At 59.0% G+C, this 22172-nt stretch carries 23 protein-coding genes and 1 riboswitch; of the genes, 12 read left to right on the plus strand and 11 right to left on the minus strand.

From position 1 onward, the window contains the following. Positions 1 to 110: 110 nt before the first annotated feature. On the minus strand, positions 111 to 548 hold the full coding sequence (uspA, locus tag SP68_RS01245) for a universal stress protein UspA (protein ID WP_004145166.1): 438 nt from the start codon (positions 546 to 548) through the stop codon (positions 111 to 113). A gap of 382 nt (positions 549 to 930) precedes the next feature. Between uspA and uspB the strand changes: the two genes are divergently transcribed. Next, entirely contained in the window at positions 931 to 1266 is a 336-nt protein-coding gene (gene uspB / locus SP68_RS01250) for a universal stress protein UspB (RefSeq protein WP_002921203.1), read from the plus strand. Between the two features lie 59 nt (positions 1267 to 1325). Here uspB and pitA read toward each other — a convergent pair whose 3' ends face one another. After that, entirely contained in the window at positions 1326 to 2822 is a 1497-nt protein-coding gene (pitA, locus tag SP68_RS01255; protein ID WP_008806938.1) for an inorganic phosphate transporter PitA, read from the minus strand. 229 nt (positions 2823 to 3051) lie between these two features. On the opposite strand from pitA, the gene SP68_RS01260 reads away from it, so the two are divergent. Then, a complete protein-coding gene (locus SP68_RS01260) occupies positions 3052 to 4245 on the plus strand; it encodes a BaiN/RdsA family NAD(P)/FAD-dependent oxidoreductase (protein ID WP_012967106.1) in 1194 nt (397 codons plus the stop codon). A gap of 39 nt (positions 4246 to 4284) precedes the next feature. Here the strand turns inward: SP68_RS01260 and SP68_RS01265 are convergent, their stop codons facing one another. Next, a complete protein-coding gene (locus tag SP68_RS01265; RefSeq protein WP_012540371.1) occupies positions 4285 to 5298 on the minus strand; it encodes a magnesium transporter in 1014 nt (337 codons plus the stop codon). 56 nt (positions 5299 to 5354) lie between these two features. After that, positions 5355 to 5536, minus strand: a riboswitch (M-box (ykoK) riboswitch). Positions 5537 to 5694: 158 nt separating this feature from the next. Here SP68_RS01265 and SP68_RS01270 point away from each other — a divergent pair. Then, a complete protein-coding gene (locus SP68_RS01270; protein ID WP_044650325.1) occupies positions 5695 to 5970 on the plus strand; it encodes a type II toxin-antitoxin system HicA family toxin in 276 nt (91 codons plus the stop codon). Next, entirely contained in the window at positions 5967 to 6326 is a 360-nt protein-coding gene (locus SP68_RS01275; RefSeq protein ID WP_004181489.1) for a type II toxin-antitoxin system HicB family antitoxin, read from the plus strand. Before SP68_RS01270 ends, SP68_RS01275 begins: the two co-directional genes overlap by 4 nt. A 27-nt stretch (positions 6327 to 6353) precedes the next feature. On the opposite strand, the gene nikR is transcribed toward SP68_RS01275, so the two are convergent. The 7 genes from nikR to SP68_RS01310 all read right to left on the minus strand — a co-directional run bounded on the left by nikR (position 6354) and on the right by SP68_RS01310 (position 12637). Then, positions 6354 to 6755, minus strand: a complete 402-nt coding sequence (gene nikR, locus SP68_RS01280) for a nickel-responsive transcriptional regulator NikR (protein WP_032733900.1) — start codon at positions 6753 to 6755, stop codon at positions 6354 to 6356. Further along, positions 6743 to 7534: a nickel import ATP-binding protein NikE gene (gene nikE / locus SP68_RS01285; protein WP_040968932.1), complete on the minus strand. Its 792-nt coding sequence runs from the start codon at positions 7532 to 7534 to the stop codon at positions 6743 to 6745. Before nikE ends, nikR begins: the two co-directional genes overlap by 13 nt. Further along, positions 7531 to 8295, minus strand: a complete 765-nt coding sequence (locus SP68_RS01290; protein WP_008806946.1) for a nickel import ATP-binding protein NikD — start codon at positions 8293 to 8295, stop codon at positions 7531 to 7533. Before SP68_RS01290 ends, nikE begins: the two co-directional genes overlap by 4 nt. After that, entirely contained in the window at positions 8295 to 9128 is an 834-nt protein-coding gene (nikC, locus tag SP68_RS01295) for a nickel ABC transporter permease subunit NikC (RefSeq protein ID WP_012540374.1), read from the minus strand. The genes SP68_RS01290 and nikC overlap by 1 nt, the downstream gene beginning before the upstream one ends. Next, the gene (nikB, locus tag SP68_RS01300) at positions 9125 to 10069 is read right to left on the minus strand and encodes a nickel ABC transporter permease subunit NikB (RefSeq protein WP_008806948.1); all 945 of its coding nucleotides are present in this window, start codon (positions 10067 to 10069) and stop codon (positions 9125 to 9127) included. The genes nikC and nikB overlap by 4 nt, the downstream gene beginning before the upstream one ends. Then, positions 10069 to 11637, minus strand: a complete 1569-nt coding sequence (gene nikA / locus SP68_RS01305) for a nickel ABC transporter substrate-binding protein (RefSeq protein ID WP_022066417.1) — start codon at positions 11635 to 11637, stop codon at positions 10069 to 10071. The genes nikB and nikA overlap by 1 nt, the downstream gene beginning before the upstream one ends. Positions 11638 to 11776: 139 nt before the next feature. Then, the gene (locus tag SP68_RS01310; protein WP_016161922.1) at positions 11777 to 12637 is read right to left on the minus strand and encodes a LysR family transcriptional regulator; all 861 of its coding nucleotides are present in this window, start codon (positions 12635 to 12637) and stop codon (positions 11777 to 11779) included. 97 nt (positions 12638 to 12734) lie between these two features. On the opposite strand from SP68_RS01310, the gene SP68_RS01315 reads away from it, so the two are divergent. The 8 genes from SP68_RS01315 (at position 12735) to arnF (ending at position 21013) form a co-directional block, all read left to right on the plus strand. Continuing rightward, on the plus strand, positions 12735 to 13241 hold the full coding sequence (locus tag SP68_RS01315) for a phenolic acid decarboxylase (protein WP_012540376.1): 507 nt from the start codon (positions 12735 to 12737) through the stop codon (positions 13239 to 13241). 396 nt (positions 13242 to 13637) lie between these two features. Beyond that, positions 13638 to 14777: a UDP-4-amino-4-deoxy-L-arabinose aminotransferase gene (arnB, locus tag SP68_RS01320; protein WP_012540377.1), complete on the plus strand. Its 1140-nt coding sequence runs from the start codon at positions 13638 to 13640 to the stop codon at positions 14775 to 14777. A gap of 1 nt (position 14778) precedes the next feature. After that, positions 14779 to 15762 (plus strand): undecaprenyl-phosphate 4-deoxy-4-formamido-L-arabinose transferase, encoded by a 984-nt coding sequence (gene arnC, locus SP68_RS01325; RefSeq protein ID WP_008806952.1) that lies wholly within the window; start codon positions 14779 to 14781, stop codon positions 15760 to 15762. Then, positions 15759 to 17744, plus strand: a complete 1986-nt coding sequence (gene arnA / locus SP68_RS01330; protein ID WP_040968931.1) for a bifunctional UDP-4-amino-4-deoxy-L-arabinose formyltransferase/UDP-glucuronic acid oxidase ArnA — start codon at positions 15759 to 15761, stop codon at positions 17742 to 17744. Before arnC ends, arnA begins: the two co-directional genes overlap by 4 nt. Next, positions 17741 to 18643: a 4-deoxy-4-formamido-L-arabinose-phosphoundecaprenol deformylase gene (gene arnD / locus SP68_RS01335; RefSeq protein ID WP_008806954.1), complete on the plus strand. Its 903-nt coding sequence runs from the start codon at positions 17741 to 17743 to the stop codon at positions 18641 to 18643. Before arnA ends, arnD begins: the two co-directional genes overlap by 4 nt. After that, positions 18643 to 20298, plus strand: a complete 1656-nt coding sequence (arnT, locus tag SP68_RS01340; RefSeq protein ID WP_016161920.1) for a lipid IV(A) 4-amino-4-deoxy-L-arabinosyltransferase — start codon at positions 18643 to 18645, stop codon at positions 20296 to 20298. The genes arnD and arnT overlap by 1 nt, the downstream gene beginning before the upstream one ends. Next, complete coding sequence (gene arnE / locus SP68_RS01345) at positions 20295 to 20633, plus strand: 4-amino-4-deoxy-L-arabinose-phosphoundecaprenol flippase subunit ArnE (RefSeq protein ID WP_008806956.1); 339 nt, start codon at positions 20295 to 20297, stop codon at positions 20631 to 20633. Before arnT ends, arnE begins: the two co-directional genes overlap by 4 nt. After that, a complete protein-coding gene (gene arnF, locus SP68_RS01350; protein ID WP_008806957.1) occupies positions 20633 to 21013 on the plus strand; it encodes a 4-amino-4-deoxy-L-arabinose-phosphoundecaprenol flippase subunit ArnF in 381 nt (126 codons plus the stop codon). The genes arnE and arnF overlap by 1 nt, the downstream gene beginning before the upstream one ends. Here arnF and SP68_RS01355 read toward each other — a convergent pair. Then, positions 21010 to 22059, minus strand: coding sequence for an AI-2E family transporter (locus SP68_RS01355; protein ID WP_008806958.1), 1050 nt, complete (start codon positions 22057 to 22059; stop codon positions 21010 to 21012). The two genes, arnF and SP68_RS01355, sit on opposite strands and share 4 nt — an antisense overlap. Between the last annotated feature and the right edge of the window lie 113 nt (positions 22060 to 22172).

Below are 22172 nucleotides of genomic sequence, written 5' to 3' on the forward strand. Positions count from 1 at the left end.
CACTAATTGAATGGCGATTTTATGGCTTTAATCTCTGCCATGCGGTGAGGGGAAAGCGAAAATAAAGACGCCCGCATCGGCGGGCGTCTTACGCGGATAAAACGGGAAGGTTATTCGTCTTCTTCGTCGCGCAGCGGGACGATCAGCATGTCGACATGGACGGTGTTGATCAGCTGGCGGGCAGAAGACATCAGCTTGCTCCAGAAGTCCTGATGGTGGCCGCAGACCACCAGATCCATATCATATTTTTTAATCGCATCGACCAGCACCTGGCCGAGGTCGCCGCTGCCGCTCAGGGTCTCGGTGATCGGGTAGCCCGCGTTGGTGGAGAGCTCGGTCAGCGCGTGATGGGTCTCTTCGGAGATGCGTTTTTGCATGTCGCCGAGGTTAACGTCAATCAGCCCGGTGTAGAGGTCGGAGTAATTCACATCCACGTGGATCAGGGACACTTTTGCGTTATACGGGCGGGCCATAGAAACGGCTTTTTCAACCAGTACTTTACTCTCCGGGGACAGGTCTACTGCAATAAGAATATGTTTGTAAGCCATAGTGTTACTCCTTCCATAAGTTTGTCGATGACCATTGGACCTGACAGCTGGCGCTGCCGTTTCGCCCGCGTCCTGCGTGCTACATTCGCGGGAGGGTAGCCTTTAAGGACTTCATTGTAGAAGATATTTCCTACCTTATAGCGCCCCCCGCACTCCGTCAATGCACTGGGTTCACCTAAAAGTTAAACAAATTTATCCGTCTTACGTATTGATAACGAATAACCTTGTGGTAAAAAAATTAATGGATCTCCTACACTATTTAATGAGCCGGTCGGAAAAATAAATGTGATCGGAATCGCACTCTTTACGGTATCGTCGTGGGTTATTTGGGGAGCGGTAGCCGCGGAGGATTTCTCCGTGGGCGGGTCGCCGGGGAGGAGGTATGATCAGCACTATTGCGCTGTTTTGGGCCCTGTGTGTCGTTTGTGTGGTGAATATGGCACGCTACTTCTCATCGTTGCGTGCATTATTGGTGGTGCTACGTGGTTGCGATCCCTTGCTCTATCAGTATGTTGATGGCGGCGGCTTTTTTACCTCGCATGGGCAGCCCAGCAAACAGATGCGGCTGGTCTGGTATATCTACGCCCAGCGTTACCGTGACCATCACGATGATGAATTTATTCGTCGCTGCGAACGTGTCCGTCGTCAGTTTATCCTGACCAGCGCGCTGTGCGGTCTGGTGGTGGTGAGCCTGATTGCGCTGATGATCTGGCACTAACGACATCTTCGGGATAAAAAAACGGGCCAGCAAGCTGACCCGTTTTGATCGAATGACGTTTAAATCAGTTTCAGGGAGAGCCAGTAAAGGACGCCTGAAAGGATAATCGCTGCCGGAAGGGTCAACACCCAGGCCATCAGGATGCTGGTCACGGTCTTTTTCTGCAGACCACCGCCATCCACCAGCATTGTCCCCGCCACCGAGGAGGAGAGCACGTGGGTGGTGGAAACCGGCATTCCGGTGTAGCTCGCCAGACCGATAGAAACCGCTGCGGTCATCTGTGCCGACATCCCCTGAGCGTAGGTCATGCCCTTCTTACCAATCTTCTCGCCGATGGTGGTCGCCACGCGGCGCCAGCCGATCATGGTGCCGATACCTAACGCCAGCGCGACCGCCATAATAATCCAGATTGGCGCGTACTCGATGGTGCTCAGCATATCGGTTTTCAGTTTCTTCAGCAGACGCTGGTCGTCAGCGCTGACGTCCGGCAGCTTCGCCACTTTATCAGTGGTGTCGGAGATGCAGAGCATAATGCGACGCAGCTGACCGCGCTGATCCGGTGACAGTGAATCGTAGGTTTCAACGCCGGTCAGCATAGTCTTCACGCGGTCAAGCGCGTTGATAGTATTTGCTGGATGGCAATGAAACTCACCGTTGGCCGCGGTATTGGTATCCGGAGACGGAACCAACTGGTCAACACCGGTGGCTTTCTTCAGCAGGTCAGGGCGCTGCTGAAAGAAGGTTTCCACGTTGTTGACCGCGTCGCGGGTACGAGTGATTTCGTAACCGGAGGCGTTCATATTCACCACGAAGCCCGCCGGGGCGACGCCAATCAGCACCAGCATCACCAGACCAATGCCTTTCTGCCCATCGTTGGCGCCGTGGGAGAACGACACGCCGATAGCGGACAGGATCAGGGCGATACGGGTCCAGAACGGCGGTTTTTTCTTACCGTCTTTCTTTTCACGCTCTGCGGGGGTCAGGTGGATACGCGCGCGTTTTTTGGTACCGCTCCAGTAGCGACGGAGAATGAAAATCAGGCCGCCCGCAATCACCAGACCGACGATCGGCGAGATGATAAGCGAAGCAAAAATGCCGATGACTTTCGGGATATTCAGCGCATCAACCACTGAAGTACCGGTCATCAGCGCATTGGTTAAACCAATACCGATGATGGCGCCAATCAGGGTGTGAGAACTGGAGGCCGGGAGGCCGAAATACCAGGTGCCGAGGTTCCAGATGATCGCCGCCAGCAGCATAGAGAACACCATGGCGAGGCCATGTGCGGAACCCATGTTAAGCAGCAGATCGGTGGGCAGCATATGCACAATGGCATAGGCTACGCTGAGACCGCCCAGCAGAACGCCGAAGAAGTTGAAGAGCGCCGCCATCGCCACAGCAAGCTGCGACCGCATTGCGCGAGTGTAGATAACCGTAGCCACCGCGTTTGCGGTATCATGGAAACCGTTAATCGCTTCGTAAAACAGTACAAAAGCTAAAGCAAGCAATAATAATAGTCCGGTATGTAAATCCAGACCGGCAAATAAATGTAGCATAGGACGTTACGCCATTTTGAGGACATGAACGCGGCGCATTATCAGTGACTTTAGCGGCGCGGGCAAAGTGAAATATAGACTTTTTTTGATTTTCTTCCTGTTTAGGTTTTACCCTGTTGGGAGTAATCCTATATCTTTCAATGATGTATCTAATGCGGGATTTTTCCCGCTGGTGTGACCAGAGTGAAATATTTACAAAACCCGACAATTGGGGAACGAGGAACGCGGTGTGGAAAGGTTTGATGCCATTGTCGTTGGCGCCGGAGCGGCAGGAATGTTTTGCGCAGCGCAGGCGGGCCAGCTCGGCTGCCGCGTCCTGCTGCTCGATAACGGCAAAAAGCCGGGACGAAAAATTCTGATGTCCGGCGGCGGCCGCTGCAACTTTACCAACATGTATGTTGAGCCGGCGGCCTATTTGAGCCAAAACCCGCATTTTTGCAAATCTGCCCTGGCGCGCTACACCCAGTGGGACTTTATCGAGCTGGTCGGCAAATATGGCATCGCCTGGCATGAGAAGACGCTCGGCCAGCTGTTTTGTGATGATTCGGCGGAGCAGATCGTCAATCTGCTGCTCGCGGAATGCGAAAAGGGCGACGTGCAGATCCGCCTGCGCAGCGAAATCCTCAGCGTCGAGCGAGATGAACAAGGCTACCGGCTACAGGTGAACGGCGAAACGCTGATGACCAAAAAGCTGGTGATTGCCTCCGGCGGTCTGTCGATGCCGGGGCTCGGCGCCTCGCCGTTTGGCTACAAGGTGGCCGAGCAGTTCGGCCTGAAGGTACTGCCGACCCGCGCCGGGCTGGTGCCGTTTACCCTGCATAAGCCGCTGCTCGAGCAGCTTCAGGTGCTCTCCGGCGTTTCGGTGCCTTCTACCATTACCGCCGAGAACGGCACCCTGTTCCGCGAAAATCTGCTGTTTACCCATCGTGGCCTTTCCGGGCCGGCGGTGCTGCAGATATCCAGCTACTGGCAGCCCGGCGAGTTCGTCACTGTTAACTTGTTGCCGGACTGCAATCTTGAGGACTTCCTTAACGAGCAGCGCAGCGCGCATCCCAACCAGAGCCTGAAAAATACCCTGGCGATGCAGCTGCCGAAGCGGCTGGTGGAGTGTCTGCAGCAGCTGGGACAGATACCTGATGTAACACTGAAGCAACTGAACGTTCGCGATCAGCAGACGCTGGTGGAGACACTGACCGCCTGGCGCGTGCAGCCGAACGGCACCGAAGGCTACCGGACGGCGGAGGTGACCCTCGGCGGCGTGGATACTAACGAACTTTCGTCACGTACCATGGAGGCGCGTAAGGCGTCGGGTCTCTACTTTATCGGCGAAGTGATGGACGTCACCGGCTGGCTCGGCGGCTATAACTTCCAGTGGGCGTGGTCAAGCGCCTGGGCCTGCGCGCAGGCGCTGGTGGAAGGGTAATCCAAGGGCCCGGGTACTGTGGCACCCGGGCTTACTTGATCAGTTCAACCCAAGAAAATACTGGGCTATTTTGAAATAGATAATCAGCCCGGTGCCATCAATCAGCGTAGCGATAAACGGCGCGGAAACCACCGCCGGGTCGATGCCGATCCGCTTAAGCACCATCGGAATGATCGACGAGACAATCGCGCTCCACAGGGTAATACATACCAGCGTCAGGCTGACGATCAGCGTGATTTCCATGCCAATCCCCATCATCCAGGCGCGCAGGCAGCCCGCCAGACCCAGGGTCAGGGCAATCAGAAACGAGGTCGACACCTCTTTGCGGATCACCCGCCCCATATCGCGCAGCCGCACTTCCCCCAGCGCCATCGAGCGCACCAGCGTCGAGGTGATCTGCGTTCCGCTATTGCCGCCGGTGCCGATGAGCAGCGGAATAAAGAAGGCGAGGGCGATGGCCGATTCCAGCGCCTCTTCGAAATGCTGCAGCACGCTGCTGGTATAGGCTTCGGCCACGAACAGCAGCAATAGCCAGACCGAACGTTTCTTCCACAGCGTCCACGGACTGATTTCCAGATACGGTTTTTCCAGCGGCAGCGTCGCCCCCTGCAGCTGGGCGTCTTCGGTGACGTCATCCTCCAGCAGATGGGCGATCTCCTTTTCCATCAGGCAGCCGACCAGCTCGCCTTTATCGACAACCGGTACCAGGTCGAGGCCGCGCTCGGTGAGTTCGGCAATCACCTGCGGGCGCTCGTCGTCAGGTTTGACGCGAAACAGGCAGCTGTCCATCAGGTAGCGGATAGACTGCCCGACATCCCCTTCCTGCAGGAGCTTTTTGACCGACAGGCTGCCGCGCAGTTTCCTGCCGGCGACGACAAACACCTGGCCGGGAATGTCATCACTGTCCAGCTGGGAGATAAAGTGTTCGCGCGCCTCATGGACGCTGAGATGTTCCTGCAGCGTAATAAAATCGGTACGCATGTACTGGGCGATCGCATCGCCGTCGAAGCCAGAGGTCGCCTGATGGGCGGCGCAGAGTTGAATGGAAGACATGATTAAAATCCCTATAAAAAATCACTCATAGGGGCGAACAAGACAGGGTTAGCGCAGGCAGATCCCTACGTCCTGGTTTTAGCACTGCATAACGTATCTGAACGGTCATGACCGCCAGAAGTTACCTTGGCAACACCTTGATTCGATGGAAGCCTGTATTTCCCTGAGTGGTCTCTCTCGATACCAACAGGGCGGTAACTTGTATTTATGCAGGAGCCTCGCCATAACGAGATCGTTAAATGAGGCGCCATTATTGGCGAAGAGGGATAATTCACAAAGCGTATAATTTATGTGGTTTATCAACTGTTGATAAACAAACTTCATCAGAATTTGGCTTGACTTCATCTTGTGCTATCATTAGCTTGACTTCAATGGATGAAGTCATGGGGCAGGGCGATGGAGCAGCAGGTTTTATCTTTACGTAATAAACAGCGCCACACGCTGGAGCAACTGTTTAAAATCCCTGTGCCACAGGGCATTAAATGGGCCGACATTGAATCGCTAATTAAAGCGTTAGGCGGGGAGATTAAAGAAGGACGCGGCTCGCGCTGTAAATTTTTGTTGAACCACAGCATTGCCAGCTTTCACAGGCCTCATCCTTCGCCGGATACTGACAAAGGCGCCGTGGAGAGCGTGCGCGATTGGTTAATCACTATAGGGGTAAAACCATGATCAAACCTAAAACGCCAAACTCAATGGAGATTGCCGGCCAGCCTGCCGTTATCAATTACGTGCCTGAGCTCAATGCATTCCGCGGTAAGTTCCTTGGATTATCAGGATATTGCGATTTTGTTTCCGATAGTATTCAAGGGTTACAACAGGAGGGCGAGATATCATTACAGGAGTATCTCGCAGATTGTCATGAAGCGGGGATTGAGCCTTATGCTCACCCGGAAAAGATGAAAACCTTCACGCTGCGCTATCCTGAGTCATTTGGCGAGCGTCTTAGCTCCGCCGCTGCGGAGGAGCAGGTTTCCGTAAATACCTGGATCCTTGAGACGCTCAATGAACGTCTCAAACAGGCTTAAAACAGTATGCAGCAGCTCGCCATCGTTTTAATTTTCATCCGCTAAACACTGCAAATGCCCATGGCGCACGCCGCGCTGGGCAATCACCTCGTCGGCAAAATGCTGTACCTCGGCCATGTCACCTTTCAGCACCGCAATCTCCAGGCAGTCGTCATGACTGATATGCACATGCAGCGTGGCGACGGAGAGATCGTGATGATGATGCTGGGTGGCCACCAGCCGGCTCGCCAGTTCGCGTTTCTCATGTTCATACACGTACGACAGGACGGCATACCCGCGCCGTGATTCCGGCGACGGAGGATCCTGGTTGAGGGCGTCGCGCAGAATATCGCGTACCGCCTCCGAGCGATTGTGGTAGCCACGGCGGGCGCTGAGCGCATCGAGGGCGGCCAGCAGGTCATCATCAAGGGTCAGGGTTACGCGCTGCATGGCATGGCCTCGTTTAGCAGAGTGGCAGGAAAAGGTGGCAGCACCGCGCGCTGCAGCGCCTGACCTGCAGGGGAGTGCAGGCGCAGCGGTAAGCTGACCGTCGCGGTTTCGACGATGCGCCCGTGCTCCATCACCAGCACTCGCTGGCAAAAGCGCTCCACCAGCCGCAGGTCGTGGGTGATGAACAGGCAGGCGGTGTCAAACTGCGCCTGCAGGCGCTTCAGCAGGGCGATAATCTCCGCCTGCAGCAGCAGATCGAGATTTGAAACCGCTTCATCCAGGATCAACAGCTGCGGCCGTACCGCCAGGGCGCGTGCCAGGCAGACGCGCTGCAGCTGTCCGCCGCTGAGCTGCGCCGGGCGCTTATCGAGCAGCGACGGCGCGAGGTCGACGGCCAGCAGCATCTCTTCCACCCGCCGCGAACGCGCCTCACGCGACAAGCGTAACAGATGGCGTAGCGGCTCGCTGACGATCTCGCGCACCGTTTTGCGCGGATTCACCGCGCTGAAGGCATCCTGAAATACCAGCTGAATATCACGGCGGAAGGCGCCGATGGCCTCGCCCTTGAGGGCAGTCAGCGGCGTGCCGCGCCAGGCAATATCACCGTGCTGCGGCGTTTCCAGACCCACCAGCATCCGCGCCAGGGTGCTTTTCCCACAGCCGCTGCGTCCGAGCATGGCCACCGTTTCGCCGGGGGCGATGGCGAGATGGATCGCATGTAGGACCCTGCCGTGGTGAGGATAATCGTGACTCACTCCGGTGACGCTGAGTAAATTCATGGTGTTTTCTCCAGGCCGTACAGCGCCAGATGCGCGGCCAGCAGGCGCTGGCTGAGCGGGTGCCGCGGGGCGCTAAATAGCGTATTCACATCGCAGTGTTCAACGAGGCGACCGTTCTCCATGACCGTCACGTGATGCGCCAGCCGCGCCACGACGCCCATATCATGCGTCACCAGCAGCAGCCCCAGACCGCGCCTGGCGACGATATCCGCCAGCAGATCGAGAATGCGCGCCTGGGCGATGGCATCGAGATCGGTCGTCGGCTCGTCGGCGATGATAAAGGGCGCGCGGCTGAGCAGGGCGAGAGCGACCATCATCCGCTGCAGCATGCCGCCGCTCATCTCAAAGGGGTAGCGCTTCAGCAGCGCCCGCGGATTGTCCAGACCGACCTCCTCCATCGCTGCTAGCAGCACGGCGTCATTTGTTTCACGACCCGCTGCCCGGCAGGTTTCCCGGGCGTGCGCGGCCATGGTCTGCAGTGGATTAAAGGCGCTGCGTGGGTTTTGCATGATGGTGGCAATAGTCGTGCCGCGCAGTTGTTCGCCGTGCACCGGAATGCCGTCGAGCAGCACCCGGCCGGCGGTTTGCCTGACGCCAGGCGGCAACATGCCCAGCGCGGCGGCGCAGGTCAGCGATTTTCCGCAGCCACTGCTGCCGAGCAGCGCCAGCACCTGCCCGCGGCGCAGGGTGAAGGAAACGTCGCTGACCAGCGGTCGGTCAGCGGCAAGCGAGATCTGTTCCAGTTGGATCTTCTGCGGCATCAGTGGCTATGCTCCGCGATCAGGTGGGGATCGAGACGATCGCGCAGCGCGTCGCCCAGCAGGTTAAAAGCCATCACGCTGATGAACAGCGCCAGCCCCGGCCAGACCATTTGCAGCGGCTGGGTCCAGATATACTGTCGGGCGTCGTTGATCATTACCCCCCATTCCGCCGTCGGCGCGCTGACGCCGAGACCGAGGAACGACATGCCGGCCACGTGAAGCATCATATGGCCGATATCCAGCGAGGCGAGCACCAGCAGCGAGGGGATCACCGCCCCGGCCAGATGGTCGCTGAACAGCCGCCACTGGCTGGCGCCGCTCAGTCGGGCGGCGAGGATAAATTCGCGCTGGCGCAGGGAAACCACCAGGTTACGCACCATTCTGGCATACCAGGCCCAGTGCGACAGCGCAATGGCGAGGATCACGTTGGTCAACCCGGTACCCAGCACCCCCACCATAAAAAAAGACAGGATCGAGGTCGGAAAGGTCATAAACAGTTCGGCGAGGCGCATCAGGCCGCGGTCGGCGCGGCCGCCCAGCAGCCCGGCGCAGCCGCCGACCGCCAGACCGATCAGCAGCACCAGCAGCAGACAAGCCATCACCGCCCCCAGCGAAACGCGGGTGGCGGCCAGCAGGCGTGAGAAAATATCCCGGCCGAGATGATCGGTGCCGAGCCAGTGCGCTGCGCCCGGCGGTAGCAGCCGCTGCTGAAGGTCAATCGCCGCTGGATCCCAGGGCAGCCACCAGCCGCTGCCGATGGCGATGACTGCCAACAGCGCGATAACCAGCATGGCCAGTTTTACCGGCCAGCGAAAGCTTTGTAGCCATCTCATGCGCTCACCTCCTCGTGGCGGCGCAGGCGCGGGTCGAGCGCCGCGTTAAGCACATCCACCGCCAGATTAGCCAGCACGAACACCGTCACCATCATCAGGGTAAAGCACTGGATCACCGGGTAATCGCGATTGAAAATGGCGGAAACCGCGTAGCGGCCGACCCCGGGCCAGGCAAAGATATTTTCGATAATCATGGTGCCGCCGATCAGCTCGCCAATGTGCATGCCTAGGGCGGTCACCACCGGCAGGGTGGCATTGCGCAGGATATGTCGGCGCTCCACCTGGCGCGCGCTCAATCCGCGTAGCCGCGCCCATATCACGTGACGCTGGCTGGCGGCGTCCAGCATGCTGGCGCGCAGCAGACGGGCGTTGATCGCCAGCGACATAAAGGCGATGGAGACGGCGGGCAAAATCAGGTGCTGCCAGTCGCCATACCCCATCGCCGGGAGCCACTGCAGATGCACGGAAAAGAGCATCACCAGCAGAAAGGCCAGCCAGAAGTTCGGCATTGAGACGCCAAGAAAGGCAATCAGCCGTACCACATAGTCCGGCAGGCGATCGCGATGGCGCGCCGCCCAGATGCCCAGCGGCAGGGAGGTGACGAGGATCAGCGCCAGCGCCGCGCCGGTGAGCAGCAGGGTGGCTGGCAGGAAGTGCAGCAGGTCATCCAGCACCGGGCGCTGGGTGGCATAGGAGAGACCGAAATCCAGGTGCAGCGCCCGCCACAGCCAGTGCAGATACTGCATCGCCAGCGGCTGGTTGAGCCCCAGCAGCTCGCGGGTCGAGGCAACCATCTCTTCAGTGGGCGGCAGGTTCGACAGGCGTAAATAATCCAGCGCCGGGTCACCGGTGCCGAGCCGCAGCAGCAGAAAGATGATGGCGGAGGCGGCGAGCAGCAGCGGGATCAGCAGCAGCAGGCGGCGTAAAATATAGCGTAGCATTATGGCGTTACCGGGTTAATCTGATCGAAAGGGATCTCGGTGGTCACCGGGGCGAACGGGATCTCCCCGACCTCCTGGTGCGCAACCGACATCAGCGAGACATAGCTGATGGGCAGATACACCGCGTCCTGATGCAGGCGGGTCAGCACATCGTGGTACCGTTTTCTCCGCAGCGCCTCGTCCCCCGTGGTCAGTACTTCGCTAATCTCTTTATCAATCAGCGCCTTGTCCGGCAGGCCTCGCTGGGCCTGGTAATCCGCATGCGACGGGACGCGCATCGAGCTTAAAAAGGCATGCGGATCGTAGGGCGCGCCCCAGGTGCGATTGAAGATCATACCGAAGCGGCCTTCGCGCTGGCGGGCGTAAATGCTGCTCTCCTCCTCACCCACCAGGGTGACCTGGACGCCGACCTGCCGCAGATTGGCCTGAATAATTTCGGCCATTGATTTAGCCAGCGCGTCGGTGCCGATAAACGCCAGCTCAATCGCCAGCGGTTGCCCGGCTTTTTGTCGCCAGGGCTGGCCCTCTGGCTGCTGCCAGCCAGCCTGCTCCAGCAGGGCGCGGGCTTTTGCCGGATCGTAACGGCGCGGCGTCAGATCCTGCGGCGCGTAGGGGACCGAGGGGGCAAACAGGGTGTCGGCAACCTGCTGGGTGCCATACAACACGCTATCGACAAGGGTCTGTTTATCGACGGCGTAGTTGAGCGCCTCACGAACCGCCTGCTCGCGGGTCGGGCCCTGGCTGGCGTTCAGCGCCAGCATCACCGTTTCCACCGGGGCGGACAGGCGCGCCACGTAGCCGGGGTGATGGCGAAAACGTTCGAAGGTGTCCAGCGGCAGCAGCCCTTCGTCACCGTAGAGCATATCGATTTCCCCGGTTTCGAACGCCACCGCCCGGCTGGTAGCGTCGGGGATCACCTTGATGGTGATTTGCTGCAGTGCCGGTTTGCGACCCCAGTAGCGCTCATTGCGTACCAGCACATCGCGCTGATTGAGCTGCGAGCTCGCCAGTCGCCACGGACCGGTGCCGATCGGGGCTTTAATGCCCCTGGCGGTGCCGCCATCGATAAACTGTGAGGGCGCGATGAAGCGGAACGGGCGGGGCAGGGCCAGCTCTTGTAGTAAGGGCGCGTAGGCGCTTTTCAGAGTGATCTGCAACTCAGTGGCGCTGAGCGCCCGCACGTCGGTGATCTGGTTGGCGAGCTCAAGCCAGGCATGGCGTTGGCGGTTGGCCAGCACCGCCTGGAAATTGGCCGCCGCGGCCTGGGCGTTAAACGGTTCGCCATTGGAGAAGGTCACATCGTCGCGCAGGGTGAACCACCAGGTTTTACCATCGGCGGCGTGACGCCAGCGGGTCGCCAGCCAGGGCTGTACGCTGCCGTCAGCCTGATACTTCACCAGCGGTTCATAGACCATGCTTTGGGCAAACATCTGGTTGGGTGTATAGAGATGGGGATTCAGCGGGCCGACGTTAACCGGCCAGGCGGTGGTGAGCTGGTGCGGCGCGGCCTGAGCCAGTAAAGGGACGCAGGCAACCAGCGCCAGCAGGGTGAGGCGGATAGTAGACAAGACGGTGATCTCAGCGACAGGAAAGTATGACGATTTTAGTGATTCATCATACTTTGGGAGTAACCTGGATCAATATTGCGCCGGAAAGTATAAGAAAATCGTATCATTACACGCGGGCGGTAAACACCGCCTGCGCTTCTCAGGGCGCCCGGAATAAGCCCAGCAGCGTGGCTACCTGCTCGTCGATCGGCGCCAGGTCCCGCTTAACGATCAGGTGCAGCGGCGTCGCGCGGCGCGCGCCGTGGCTGAGGGGCAGCCGCTTCAGCACGCCCTGGTCGAGATGGGAACGAATGCGCTCTTCCGGCAGCCAGCCGAACCCGACCTGATACATCACCGCATCAATGGCGGCGTCAATGGTGGAGAAGGTCCAGGCGTCACGCGTCGCCTGACCATCGCCGGTCTGATCGGCAATGCGCACCAGCGACCACGGCGCCAGCGTGCTGTCCTCCAGCGGCCCGTCGAGCGTGGCGAGAGGGTGGTCGCGGTGGGCGACGGCGATAAAATCAATATTCATCAGCCACTCTCCACGGCCGGTAATATCCTGGCGGCGGGTCAGCACCATCACATCAGCTTCCGTCCGCGCCGCGCTCTCGTCATCAACGTTTTCCAGCACTTCGGTGAGTCTGACCTGGGTCTGCGGATAGCGCTGCTGGAACTGGCGTAAAATCGCGAACAGCCGCTGGCGCGGGAAAATGCTGTCGACCACCAGATCCAGGCGGGTGCGCGCCCCGTTGCGTAAGGTGGCGGCGTGGGTCTCGACGTAGGCGAAGGCCTGCAGCAGCGGTTTGACCTGATTCAGCAGCAGTTCGCCGGCCGGGGTCAGCACCGCCCGCCGGCCGGACGGCGCCAGCAGCGCCACGCCTAAGCGCTCCTGCAGCAGCGCGAGGTTATAGCTCACCGAAGACTGACTGCGGTTGGTCTCCTCCGCCGCTCTGGCAAAGCTCCCCAATTCCACTACCTTTTCGAGTAACGCCCACTGCTCCAGGGTTGTCTTGTGCATAATCAATCTAAAATTTGGATGTATTTAATCCAAACATAGCGTTATTCATTCATTTTTTAAAGACGTATGCTGTCCTCAACAAAACAGAGGAGAATAAATGATGAGCACTTTCGACAAACATGACCTCAGCGGCTTTATCGGTAAACATCTGGTCTATACCTACGACAACGGCTGGAACTACGAGATTTACGTCAAAAATGGCCACACCCTCGACTACCGTATTCACAGCGGCATCGTCGGCAATCGCTGGGTGAAAGATCAGGAAGCGTACATCGTGCGGGTGGGGGAAAGTATCTACAAAATCTCCTGGACCGAACCGACCGGCACCGACGTCAGCCTGATCGTCAACCTGGGCGACAAACTGTTCCACGGCACCATTTTCTTCCCGCGCTGGATCATGAATAACCCGGAAAAAACCGTCTGCTTCCAGAACGACCATATTCCGCTGATGAATTCGTACCGTGATGCCGGCCCGGCCTATCCAACGGAAGTGATTGACGAGTTCGCCACTATCACCTTCATTCGCGACTGTGGCGCCGATAATGACGAGGTCATTAATTGCCCGGCGAGCGAATTACCTGCGGATTTTCCTGCAAACTTGTAATTCAGCAGAAATAACTTTGTGATCTGCGCTAACATTTTGTCATTAAGCGTGACGATCGCTAATTAAAGTATTGTGTATTGGTTTAATTCCCGTTTACTTTTTGCTATTGCGTTCCTGTTTCTTGCCGCTTAACAGGAACGCTTTCCTGTCATACCCCTGCCATAAAAAATTCCTATCATACTGTTTAGTAATGAGTTATTACTTATTCTGAGAAAATATTAATTTCTTAATATTATCCTAAGCAAGGTCGACTACATTAATAGTGGTCGAAATACCCTGAAATGGAATGCCGCGCTGAACTCACTTCATTTTAATTTCGTTTAAGTCCGCAGGCGCAGGATATTTTATTCTAACGACCCTGATTTGTGCGTGGGTCAACTACAGAACAGGATGATGATGAGCGATTTTTTGCCGTTTTCGCGCCCGTCGATGGGCGACGCAGAGCTGGCTGCGCTGCGTGAAGTTTTAGCGTCGGGCTGGATCACCACCGGACCGAAGAATCAGGCACTCGAAGCGGCATTCTGCCAGCTGACCGGCAACCGCCACGCGATTGCCGTCAGTTCAGCGACCGGCGGGATGCATGTGACCCTGATGGCGCTGGGTATTGGCCCCGGCGATGAAGTCATTACGCCGTCCCAGACCTGGGTCTCCACTCTCAATATGATCTGCCTGCTGGGCGCTACGCCGGTGATGATCGATGTCGATAACGACAATCTGATGATTACCCCTGACGCGGTGGAAGCGGCGATCACTTCGCGTACCAAAGCGATAATTCCCGTGCACTACGCGGGCGCGCCAGCCGACATCGACGCCATTCGCGCGGTGGGCGAGCGCCACGGCATTCCGGTGATTGAAGATGCCGCCCATGCGGCGGGTACCCATTATAAAGGCCGCCACATTGGCTGGCAGGGGACCGCCATTTTCTCGTTCCACGCGATCAAGAACATGACCTGCGCCGAAGGCGGGCTGATTGTCACCGACGACGACGAGCTGGCCTCCCGTATCCGCAGTCTGAAATTCCATGGTCTGGGCGTGGACGCCTATGATCGTCAGACCCACGGCCGCGCGCCGCAGGCGGAGGTGATCACCCCGGGCTTCAAGTACAACCTTGCCGATATCAACGCCGCTCTGGCGCTGGTCCAGCTGGAAAAACTGAGCCACGCCAATCAGCGCCGGACGGAGATTGCCCAGCGCTACCTGCGCGAGCTGGCGGACACGCCGTTTAAACCGCTGACCGTCCCGGCATGGGATCACCAGCACGCCTGGCACTTGTTTATCATCCGCGTCGATGAGGCCGCATGCGGCATCAGCCGCGACGCGCTGATGGAAAAGCTGAAGGCGATGGGTATCGGCACGGGTCTGCATTTCCGTGCGGCTCATACGCAAAAATATTACCGCGAGCGCTTCCCTGAGGTTTCCCTGCCAAATACCGAATGGAACAGCGCCCGCATCTGTTCTCTCCCGTTGTTCCCGGACATGACCGATGACGATGTCACTCGCGTCATTTCCGCACTGCGCCAGCTGTCAGGACGTTGATATGCTTACTTACCCTCCCGTGAAGAAGGTCTCGGTGGTTATCCCGGTTTATAACGAACAGGATAGTCTGCCGGAACTGCTTCGTCGTACGGATACCGCCTGCGCCACGCTGGGGCGGCAATATGAAATTCTGCTGATCGACGATGGCAGCAGCGACGATTCTGCGCGCATGCTGACCGAAGCCGCCGAGGCGGAAGGCAGTCACGTCGTCGCCGTGCTGTTAAACCGTAACTACGGCCAGCACTCGGCGATCATGGCCGGCTTTAGCCATGTGACGGGCGATCTGATTATTACCCTTGATGCCGATCTGCAAAACCCACCGGAGGAAATTCCGCGGTTAGTAGAGAAGGCTGATGAAGGCTACGACGTGGTGGGCACCGTCCGCCAGAACCGTCAGGACAGCATCTTCCGCAAAAGCGCCTCGAAGATGATCAACCGCCTGATCCAGCGCACCACCGGCAAAGCGATGGGCGACTACGGCTGCATGCTGCGCGCTTACCGCCGCCATATTATCGACGCGATGCTCAACTGCCACGAGCGCAGCACCTTTATCCCGATCCTGGCGAATACCTTCGCCCGTCGCGCGGTCGAGATCCCGGTGATGCATGCCGAGCGCGAATTCGGCGACTCCAAATACAGCTTCATGCGCCTGATCAACCTGATGTACGACCTGGTGACCTGTCTGACCACCACGCCGCTGCGTCTGCTCAGCATTTTCGGCAGCGTGATTGCCCTGCTGGGCTTCGCCTTCGGCCTGCTGCTGGTGGTGCTGCGCCTGGCCTTTGGGCCGCAGTGGGCGGCAGAAGGGGTGTTCATGCTCTTCGCCGTGCTGTTTATGTTCATCGGCGCCCAGTTTATCGGTATGGGCCTGCTCGGCGAGTATATCGGACGCATCTATAACGACGTTCGCGCTCGTCCCCGCTACTTTATTCAACGTGTTGTTCGCCAGCCGGAAACGGCATCTAAAGAGGAAGATCGTTCATGAAAGCCGTAGTCTTCGCTTATCACGATATGGGCTGCACCGGTATCCAGTCCCTGCTGGACGCCGGGTATGATATCGCTGCTATTTTCACCCACCCGGATAACCCTGGCGAAAACCATTTCTTTGGCTCCGTGGCGCGCCTTGCCGCCGAGCAGGGCATTCCAGTGTGGGCGCCGGAAGACGTGAACCATCCGCTGTGGATTGAGCGTATCCGCGAGATGAAGCCGGACGTGCTGTTCTCCTTCTACTACCGCAACCTGCTGGGCGATGAGATCCTCAATCTGGCGCCGAAAGGGGCGTTCAACCTGCACGGTTCGCTGCTGCCGAAATATCGTGGCCGTGCGCCGCTGAACTGGGTGCTGGTCAATGGCGAAAGCGAAACCGGCGTCACCCTGCACCGCATGGTGAACCGCGCGGATGCCGGCGATATCGTCGCCCAGCAAACCGTGGCGATTGGCCCGGATGACGCGGCCCTGACGCTGCATCGTAAGCTGTGCGCCGCCGCCACTGAGCTGCTGGGCCAGGCGTTGCCGGCGATCCTTGAAGGAAAAACCGAAGAGCGCCCGCAGGATCACAGCCAGGCGACCTACGTGGGGCGTCGTACCCCGGAGGATGGCCGCCTCGACTGGGAGCAGCCGGCGCAGACCCTGCACAATCTGGTGCGTGCCGTCTCGGATCCGTGGCCGGGCGCCTTCGGCTACGCTGGCGCGAACAAGTTTATCGTCTGGAAATCCCGCGTCCGTCACGATCTGCCGGCAGCCAAACCGGGCACCGTTATCTCCGTTGCGCCGCTGATCGTGGCGTGCCAGGACGGGGCGCTGGAAATTGTCACCGGCCAGACCGAACGCGGTGTGTACATGCAGGGCGCTCAGCTGGCGCAGGCGCTGGGCCTGGTGTCCGGGGCGGTGATCAGCAGCAAACCGGTGGTGGCGATTAAGCGTCGCACCCGCGTGCTGATCCTCGGCGTCAATGGCTTTATCGGTAACCATTTGACCGAGCGCCTGCTGCAGGACGACAACTATGAAATTTACGGCCTGGATATCGGCTCCGACGCCATCAGCCGTTTCCTTGAGAGCCCGCGTTTCCACTTCGTGGAAGGCGATATCAGCATTCACTCCGAGTGGATCGAGTATCACATTAAGAAATGCGACGTGGTGTTGCCGCTGGTGGCCATCGCCACCCCTATCGAATACACCCGCAACCCGCTGCGCGTGTTCGAGCTGGATTTCGAAGAGAACCTGAAGATCATCCGCGATTGCGTGAAATACAATAAGCGCATCATCTTCCCGTCGACCTCTGAAGTGTACGGCATGTGCACCGATAAAAACTTCGACGAAGATACCTCCAATCTGGTGGTCGGGCCGATCAACAAACAGCGCTGGATCTACTCGGTTTCCAAGCAACTGCTGGATCGCGTGATTTGGGCCTACGGCGATAAGTACGATCTTAAGTTCACCCTGTTCCGTCCGTTCAACTGGATGGGGCCGCGCCTGGATAACCTCAACGCCGCGCGTATCGGTAGTTCCCGCGCCATCACCCAGCTGATCCTCAACCTGGTGGAAGGGTCGCCGATCAAGCTCATCGAGGGCGGCAAGCAGAAGCGCTGCTTCACCGATATCAGCGACGGTATCGAAGCGCTGTTCCGCATCATCGAGAACAAAGACGGCCGCTGCGACGGGCAGATCATCAACATCGGCAACCCGGAAAACGAAGCGAGCATCAAAGAGCTGGCCGAAATGCTGCTCGCCTGCTTCGAACGCCATCCGCTGCGCGATCGCTTCCCGCCGTTTGCCGGCTTCCGTGAAGTGGAAAGCAGCGATTACTACGGGAAGGGCTACCAGGACGTTGAGCATCGTAAGCCGAGCATTCGCAACGCCAAACGCTGCCTGAACTGGGAACCGAAGGTGGAGATGGAAGAAACGGTCGAACACACGCTGGACTTCTTCCTGCGTACAGTTGAACTGGTGGACGATAAAAATCCATGAAACAGGTCGGCTTACGCATAGATGTCGATACCTTTCGCGGAACGCGGGACGGCGTTCCGCGGCTGCTGGACCTGCTGGGCCAGCACGGGATCCAGGCAAGCTTCTTCTTCAGCGTCGGGCCGGACAATATGGGGCGCCATCTGTGGCGCCTGGTAAAACCGAAGTTTCTGTGGAAGATGCTGCGTTCCAGAGCGGCTTCGCTGTACGGCTGGGATATTCTGCTGGCTGGCACCGCGTGGCCGGGACGCCGCATCGGCGCGGGGAACGAAGCGGTGATCCGCGCGGCCGCCGAGTCTCATGAAGTCGGGCTGCACGCCTGGGATCACTACAGCTGGCAGGCGTGGAGCGGCGTCTGGCCGCAGGAACGGCTGGCGCTGGAGGTTGAGCGCGGCCTGCTCGAACTGGAACGCATCATCGGCCGGCCGGTCACCTGTTCGGCTGTCGCCGGCTGGCGCGCCGATCAGCGGGTGGTCAAAGCCAAAGAATCCTTCGATTTTCTCTACAACAGCGACTGTCGCGGCACGCGGCCGTTCCTGCCCCAGCTCGGTAGCGGCACGTTTGGTACGGTGCAGATCCCGGTCACGCTGCCGACCTGGGATGAGGCGGTGGGCACGGCGGTCGATATCGCCGGCTTTAACCGCTACCTGCTCGACTGCATCCATCGCGACCCGGGCGTGCCGGTCTATACCATTCACGCCGAAGTGGAAGGTATTGCTTACGCCGATCAGTTCAATGAACTGCTGACCATGGCGGCGGAAGAGGAAATTCAGTTTTGCCCACTGAGCCAGCTGCTGCCCGCTGACTTTAGCGAGCTGCCGTCTGGCAAAGTGGTTCGGGGTGAACTGGCTGGCCGAGAAGGCTGGCTCGGACGTGAACAATTACTGACTTCGGGTGTTTGATGAAAAGCATTCGCTATGGCGTCTCTCTGATTGCGCTGTTTGCGCTGTATTACCTGCTGCCGCTTAATTTTCGTTTGCTCTGGCAACCCGATGAAACCCGCTATGCGGAGATCAGCCGTGAAATGCTGGCCACCGGTGACTGGGTGGTGCCGCATTTTCTCGGATTGCGCTACTTCGAAAAGCCGATTGCCGGTTACTGGATCAACAGTATCGGTCAGTGGCTGTTTGGCCATAATAACTTCGGCGTACGCTTTGGGTCGGTCTTCGCTATCACCATGACTGCCCTGCTGGTGGCCTGGCTGGCGTGGCGCGTCTTTCGCGACAAAAAGGTGGCTGTCCTGTCGCCGGTGATTTTCCTTACCGCGATGCTGGTGTATGCGATTGGCACCTATGCGGTGCTGGACCCGATGATCACCCTGTGGCTGGCGCTGGCGATGTGCAGCTTCTGGGGCGCGGCGCAGGCGCAGAGCCGCAGCGGCAAAATACTGGGCTACGCGCTGCTGGGCGTCGCCTGCGGTATGGGGGTGATGACCAAGGGCTTCCTGGCGCTGGCGGTGCCGGTGGTGGGCGTGCTGCCGTGGGTGATCGCCCGTAAACGCTGGCGTGAAGTGCTGACCTACGGCTGGCTGGCGGTGATCGTCTGTACGCTGGTGGTGCTGCCCTGGGGGCTGGCTATCGCCCAGCGCGAGCCGGACTTCTGGCGCTACTTCTTCTGGGTCGAGCATATTCAGCGTTTTGCCGAAAAAGATGCCCAGCACAAAGCGCCGTTCTGGTACTACATTCCGTTCCTGATCGCCGGCAGCCTGCCGTGGCTGGCCCTGCTGCCGGGGGCGCTGAAGCGCGGCTGGCTTGAGCGCGATGAGGCTCGCGGCGCGCTGTATCTGCTGGGTTGGGTGGCGATGCCGTTCCTGTTCTTCAGTATCGCCAAAGGCAAACTGCCGACCTATATCCTGCCGTGCTTTGCGCCGCTGTCGATTCTGATGGCCCGCTACGCGCTGGAGGCCGCAAAGACCGGCGCAAAAGCGCTGCGCATCAACGGGATGATCAACCTGGGCGTTGGCCTGCTGGGGCTGATCGCCGTGCTGGTGGTCTCACCCTGGGGCGTGATGCACAAGCCGGTGTGGACCAAGATTGAGCTGTATAAATGTCTGCTGGCGGCGATCGCCTTCGCAGTCTGGGCGCTGATGGGCTGGCTGGCGATGAAAAACCCGTGCCGCCGTTGGAGCCTCGCCGCGCTCTGTCCGCTCGGCCTGGCGCTGCTGGTGGGCTTCGCCATCCCGGACCGGGTTATCGACAGCAAACAGCCGCAGTTCCTCGTGGATATCGTCAGTGAATCCCTGCAGCCCAGCCGTTACGTCCTGACCAACAACGTTGGGATCGCCGGCGGCCTGGCCTGGGAGCTGAAGCGCAGCGATATTATTATGTTCGACAAACAGGGTGAGCTGAAGTACGGTCTCGACTGGCCGGATGCTCAGGGAAGCTTTGTCAGCCAGGCCGGTTTTGCCGACTGGCTGGCCACGCACCGTCAGCAGGGGCCGGTCTCGCTGGTGCTGTTGATGGATAAAGGAGAGAGTATGGTTGACTTACCGTTACCGAAGCCAGATAACGCCTACGAGCTGGGTCGGGTGGTCTTCCTTCAGTATCTGCCGCAATGAGCGTCTGGATCTGTCTGGTGTTCGCCAGCCTGCTGAGCTGCGCCGGGCAACTCTGCCAGAAACAGGCGACCCGCCCGTCCCGTCGCGGACGGCGGAGTCGCCATATACTCTTCTGGCTGGGGATGGCGCTGTTATGCCTGGGCTGCGGCATGCTGCTGTGGCTGAGCGTGCTGCAGTCTATTCCGGTCAGCATCGCCTATCCGATGCTGAGCCTGAATTTCGTCTGGGTTACCCTCGCGGGCTGGGGCATCTGGCATGAGCCGGTCGCTCGCCGTCACTGGCTTGGCGTCGGGTTGATCGTCGTGGGCATTGTCATTCTGGGGACCAGCGTCTGATGGGCTTTCTCTGGGCATTATTCAGCGTCGGCCTCGTCAGCGCCGCGCAGTTGCTGCTGCGCAGCGCCATGGTGGCCTTGCCGCCGCTGACCGATATTGTGGCATTTCTCCAGCATCTGCTGCATTTCCAGCCCGGGACCTTCGGCCTGTTTTTCGGCCTGCTGGGCTACCTGCTGTCGATGGTCTGCTGGTACTTTGCCCTGCATCGCCTGCCGCTGTCGAAAGCGTATGCCCTGCTGAGCCTGAGCTATATCCTCGTGTGGGCCGCCGCCATCTGGTTGCCCGGCTGGCATGAGCCGTTCTACTGGCAATCGCTGCTGGGCGTGACGATCATTGTCGCCGGCGTGTTGACCATCTTCTGGCCGGTCAAACGCCGCTAGCCGGGGAGCCGGCTTTTGGGACGGCCCGGGCCGAGCAGGATCGCCAGCTTGCTGCCTCCGACGGTGGTCTCCATCCAGATTTTACAGACGCTGGTTAACGGTACCGAGAGCAGCATCCCCACCGGCCCCAGCAGCCAGCCCCAGACCAGCAACGACAGGAACACCACCAGGGTCGACATTCCCAGCCGATGGCCCATCATGCGCGGCTCCACCATGTTGCCCAGCACCATATGCACCACCAGAAACAGCGCCCCGACCAACAGGCACTCATAAATGCCGCTAAACAGCAGCGCCTGCAGCATCGGGGGGATAGCGGAGATAGCGGAGCCAATGTTCGGCACATAGTTCAGCAGAAACGCCAGCACCCCCCACATCAGGGCGAACTGTACCCCCATCGCCAGCAGCCCTAGCCAGACAATCAGCCCGGTCCACAGGCTAATCAGCGTCTTCAGCGCCAGATAATGGGTGACGCCTTTCAGCGCCCGGTGCAATCCGGCGATATGCAGGCGCGGGTTATTGAGGGCAAAACGCAGTTTGTAGGGCAGGTGGCGAACCTCAAACAGCATAAAGATCACCGTCATCACCAGCAGCACGATGCTGGCCATCGCCCCGGAAAGCTGAGTCATTAGCGTCGTGGCCCAGGTCATCAGCCGTTCTGAATCCATGCGCCGCAGCATGCGCTCCGGATTGATATGCAGATTAAGGAAGGGGAGATACTCCTGGAGCTGGAGGATCTTGCGCGTCAGGGCGCGGTTGAAATCGGGGAGCATGGCGACAAAGTCATTGAGCGACGCCGCCAGTACGCCAAGCAGCGCGGTGAGCATCACCAACATCGCCGTCACCACCAGGGTAATGGCGAACGGACGCCGCACCCCGCGGCGAATGAACCAGGTGACCAGCGGGTTGAGAACAATAGCGAAAAACAGCGCCAGCAGCAGCTGCACCAGAATATCGGCGGCGGCGTGGATCCCGGCGAGGATAATCACTAACGCTGCCAGCTTAAGTAAAATATGGAGCCCGGCTTTATCAGCCTGCGGAGAGGACATAGGTATTCCTTTTTATGAGTCGCGCCAGATAAGTGTAGCGGTTCGCCGACTGCCAATATTCTGAAAGGAGGGCTGCTTTTCCGCCGACAGCGTGGTAATAGTGAAAGCTGATT

It is taken from the genome of Klebsiella variicola (assembly GCF_000828055.2).
Taxonomy (GTDB): Bacteria; Pseudomonadota; Gammaproteobacteria; order Enterobacterales; family Enterobacteriaceae; genus Klebsiella; species Klebsiella variicola.

What these genes read in the sequence shown, in the direction of transcription:
- arnC (WP_008806952.1), top strand. Translation starts at nt 14,779, where the DNA reads ATGCTTACTTACCCTCCCGTGAAGAAGGTCTCGGTGGTTATCCCGGTT.
- nikB (WP_008806948.1), bottom strand. Translation starts at nt 10,069, where the DNA reads ATGCTACGCTATATTTTACGCCGCCTGCTGCTGCTGATCCCGCTGCTG.
- SP68_RS01310 (WP_016161922.1), bottom strand. Translation starts at nt 12,637, where the DNA reads ATGCACAAGACAACCCTGGAGCAGTGGGCGTTACTCGAAAAGGTAGTG.
- SP68_RS01265 (WP_012540371.1), bottom strand. Translation starts at nt 5,298, where the DNA reads ATGTCTTCCATTCAACTCTGCGCCGCCCATCAGGCGACCTCTGGCTTC.
- SP68_RS01315 (WP_012540376.1), top strand. Translation starts at nt 12,735, where the DNA reads ATGATGAGCACTTTCGACAAACATGACCTCAGCGGCTTTATCGGTAAA.
- arnE (WP_008806956.1), top strand. Translation starts at nt 20,295, where the DNA reads ATGAGCGTCTGGATCTGTCTGGTGTTCGCCAGCCTGCTGAGCTGCGCC.
- SP68_RS01290 (WP_008806946.1), bottom strand. Translation starts at nt 8,295, where the DNA reads ATGCCGCAGAAGATCCAACTGGAACAGATCTCGCTTGCCGCTGACCGA.
- arnA (WP_040968931.1), top strand. Translation starts at nt 15,759, where the DNA reads ATGAAAGCCGTAGTCTTCGCTTATCACGATATGGGCTGCACCGGTATC.
- arnB (WP_012540377.1), top strand. Translation starts at nt 13,638, where the DNA reads ATGAGCGATTTTTTGCCGTTTTCGCGCCCGTCGATGGGCGACGCAGAG.
- uspB (WP_002921203.1), top strand. Translation starts at nt 931, where the DNA reads ATGATCAGCACTATTGCGCTGTTTTGGGCCCTGTGTGTCGTTTGTGTG.
- arnD (WP_008806954.1), top strand. Translation starts at nt 17,741, where the DNA reads ATGAAACAGGTCGGCTTACGCATAGATGTCGATACCTTTCGCGGAACG.
- nikE (WP_040968932.1), bottom strand. Translation starts at nt 7,534, where the DNA reads ATGAATTTACTCAGCGTCACCGGAGTGAGTCACGATTATCCTCACCAC.
- SP68_RS01270 (WP_044650325.1), top strand. Translation starts at nt 5,695, where the DNA reads ATGGAGCAGCAGGTTTTATCTTTACGTAATAAACAGCGCCACACGCTG.
- nikC (WP_012540374.1), bottom strand. Translation starts at nt 9,128, where the DNA reads ATGAGATGGCTACAAAGCTTTCGCTGGCCGGTAAAACTGGCCATGCTG.
- arnF (WP_008806957.1), top strand. Translation starts at nt 20,633, where the DNA reads ATGGGCTTTCTCTGGGCATTATTCAGCGTCGGCCTCGTCAGCGCCGCG.
- nikR (WP_032733900.1), bottom strand. Translation starts at nt 6,755, where the DNA reads ATGCAGCGCGTAACCCTGACCCTTGATGATGACCTGCTGGCCGCCCTC.
- arnT (WP_016161920.1), top strand. Translation starts at nt 18,643, where the DNA reads ATGAAAAGCATTCGCTATGGCGTCTCTCTGATTGCGCTGTTTGCGCTG.
- pitA (WP_008806938.1), bottom strand. Translation starts at nt 2,822, where the DNA reads ATGCTACATTTATTTGCCGGTCTGGATTTACATACCGGACTATTATTA.
- SP68_RS01355 (WP_008806958.1), bottom strand. Translation starts at nt 22,059, where the DNA reads ATGTCCTCTCCGCAGGCTGATAAAGCCGGGCTCCATATTTTACTTAAG.
- SP68_RS01275 (WP_004181489.1), top strand. Translation starts at nt 5,967, where the DNA reads ATGATCAAACCTAAAACGCCAAACTCAATGGAGATTGCCGGCCAGCCT.
- uspA (WP_004145166.1), bottom strand. Translation starts at nt 548, where the DNA reads ATGGCTTACAAACATATTCTTATTGCAGTAGACCTGTCCCCGGAGAGT.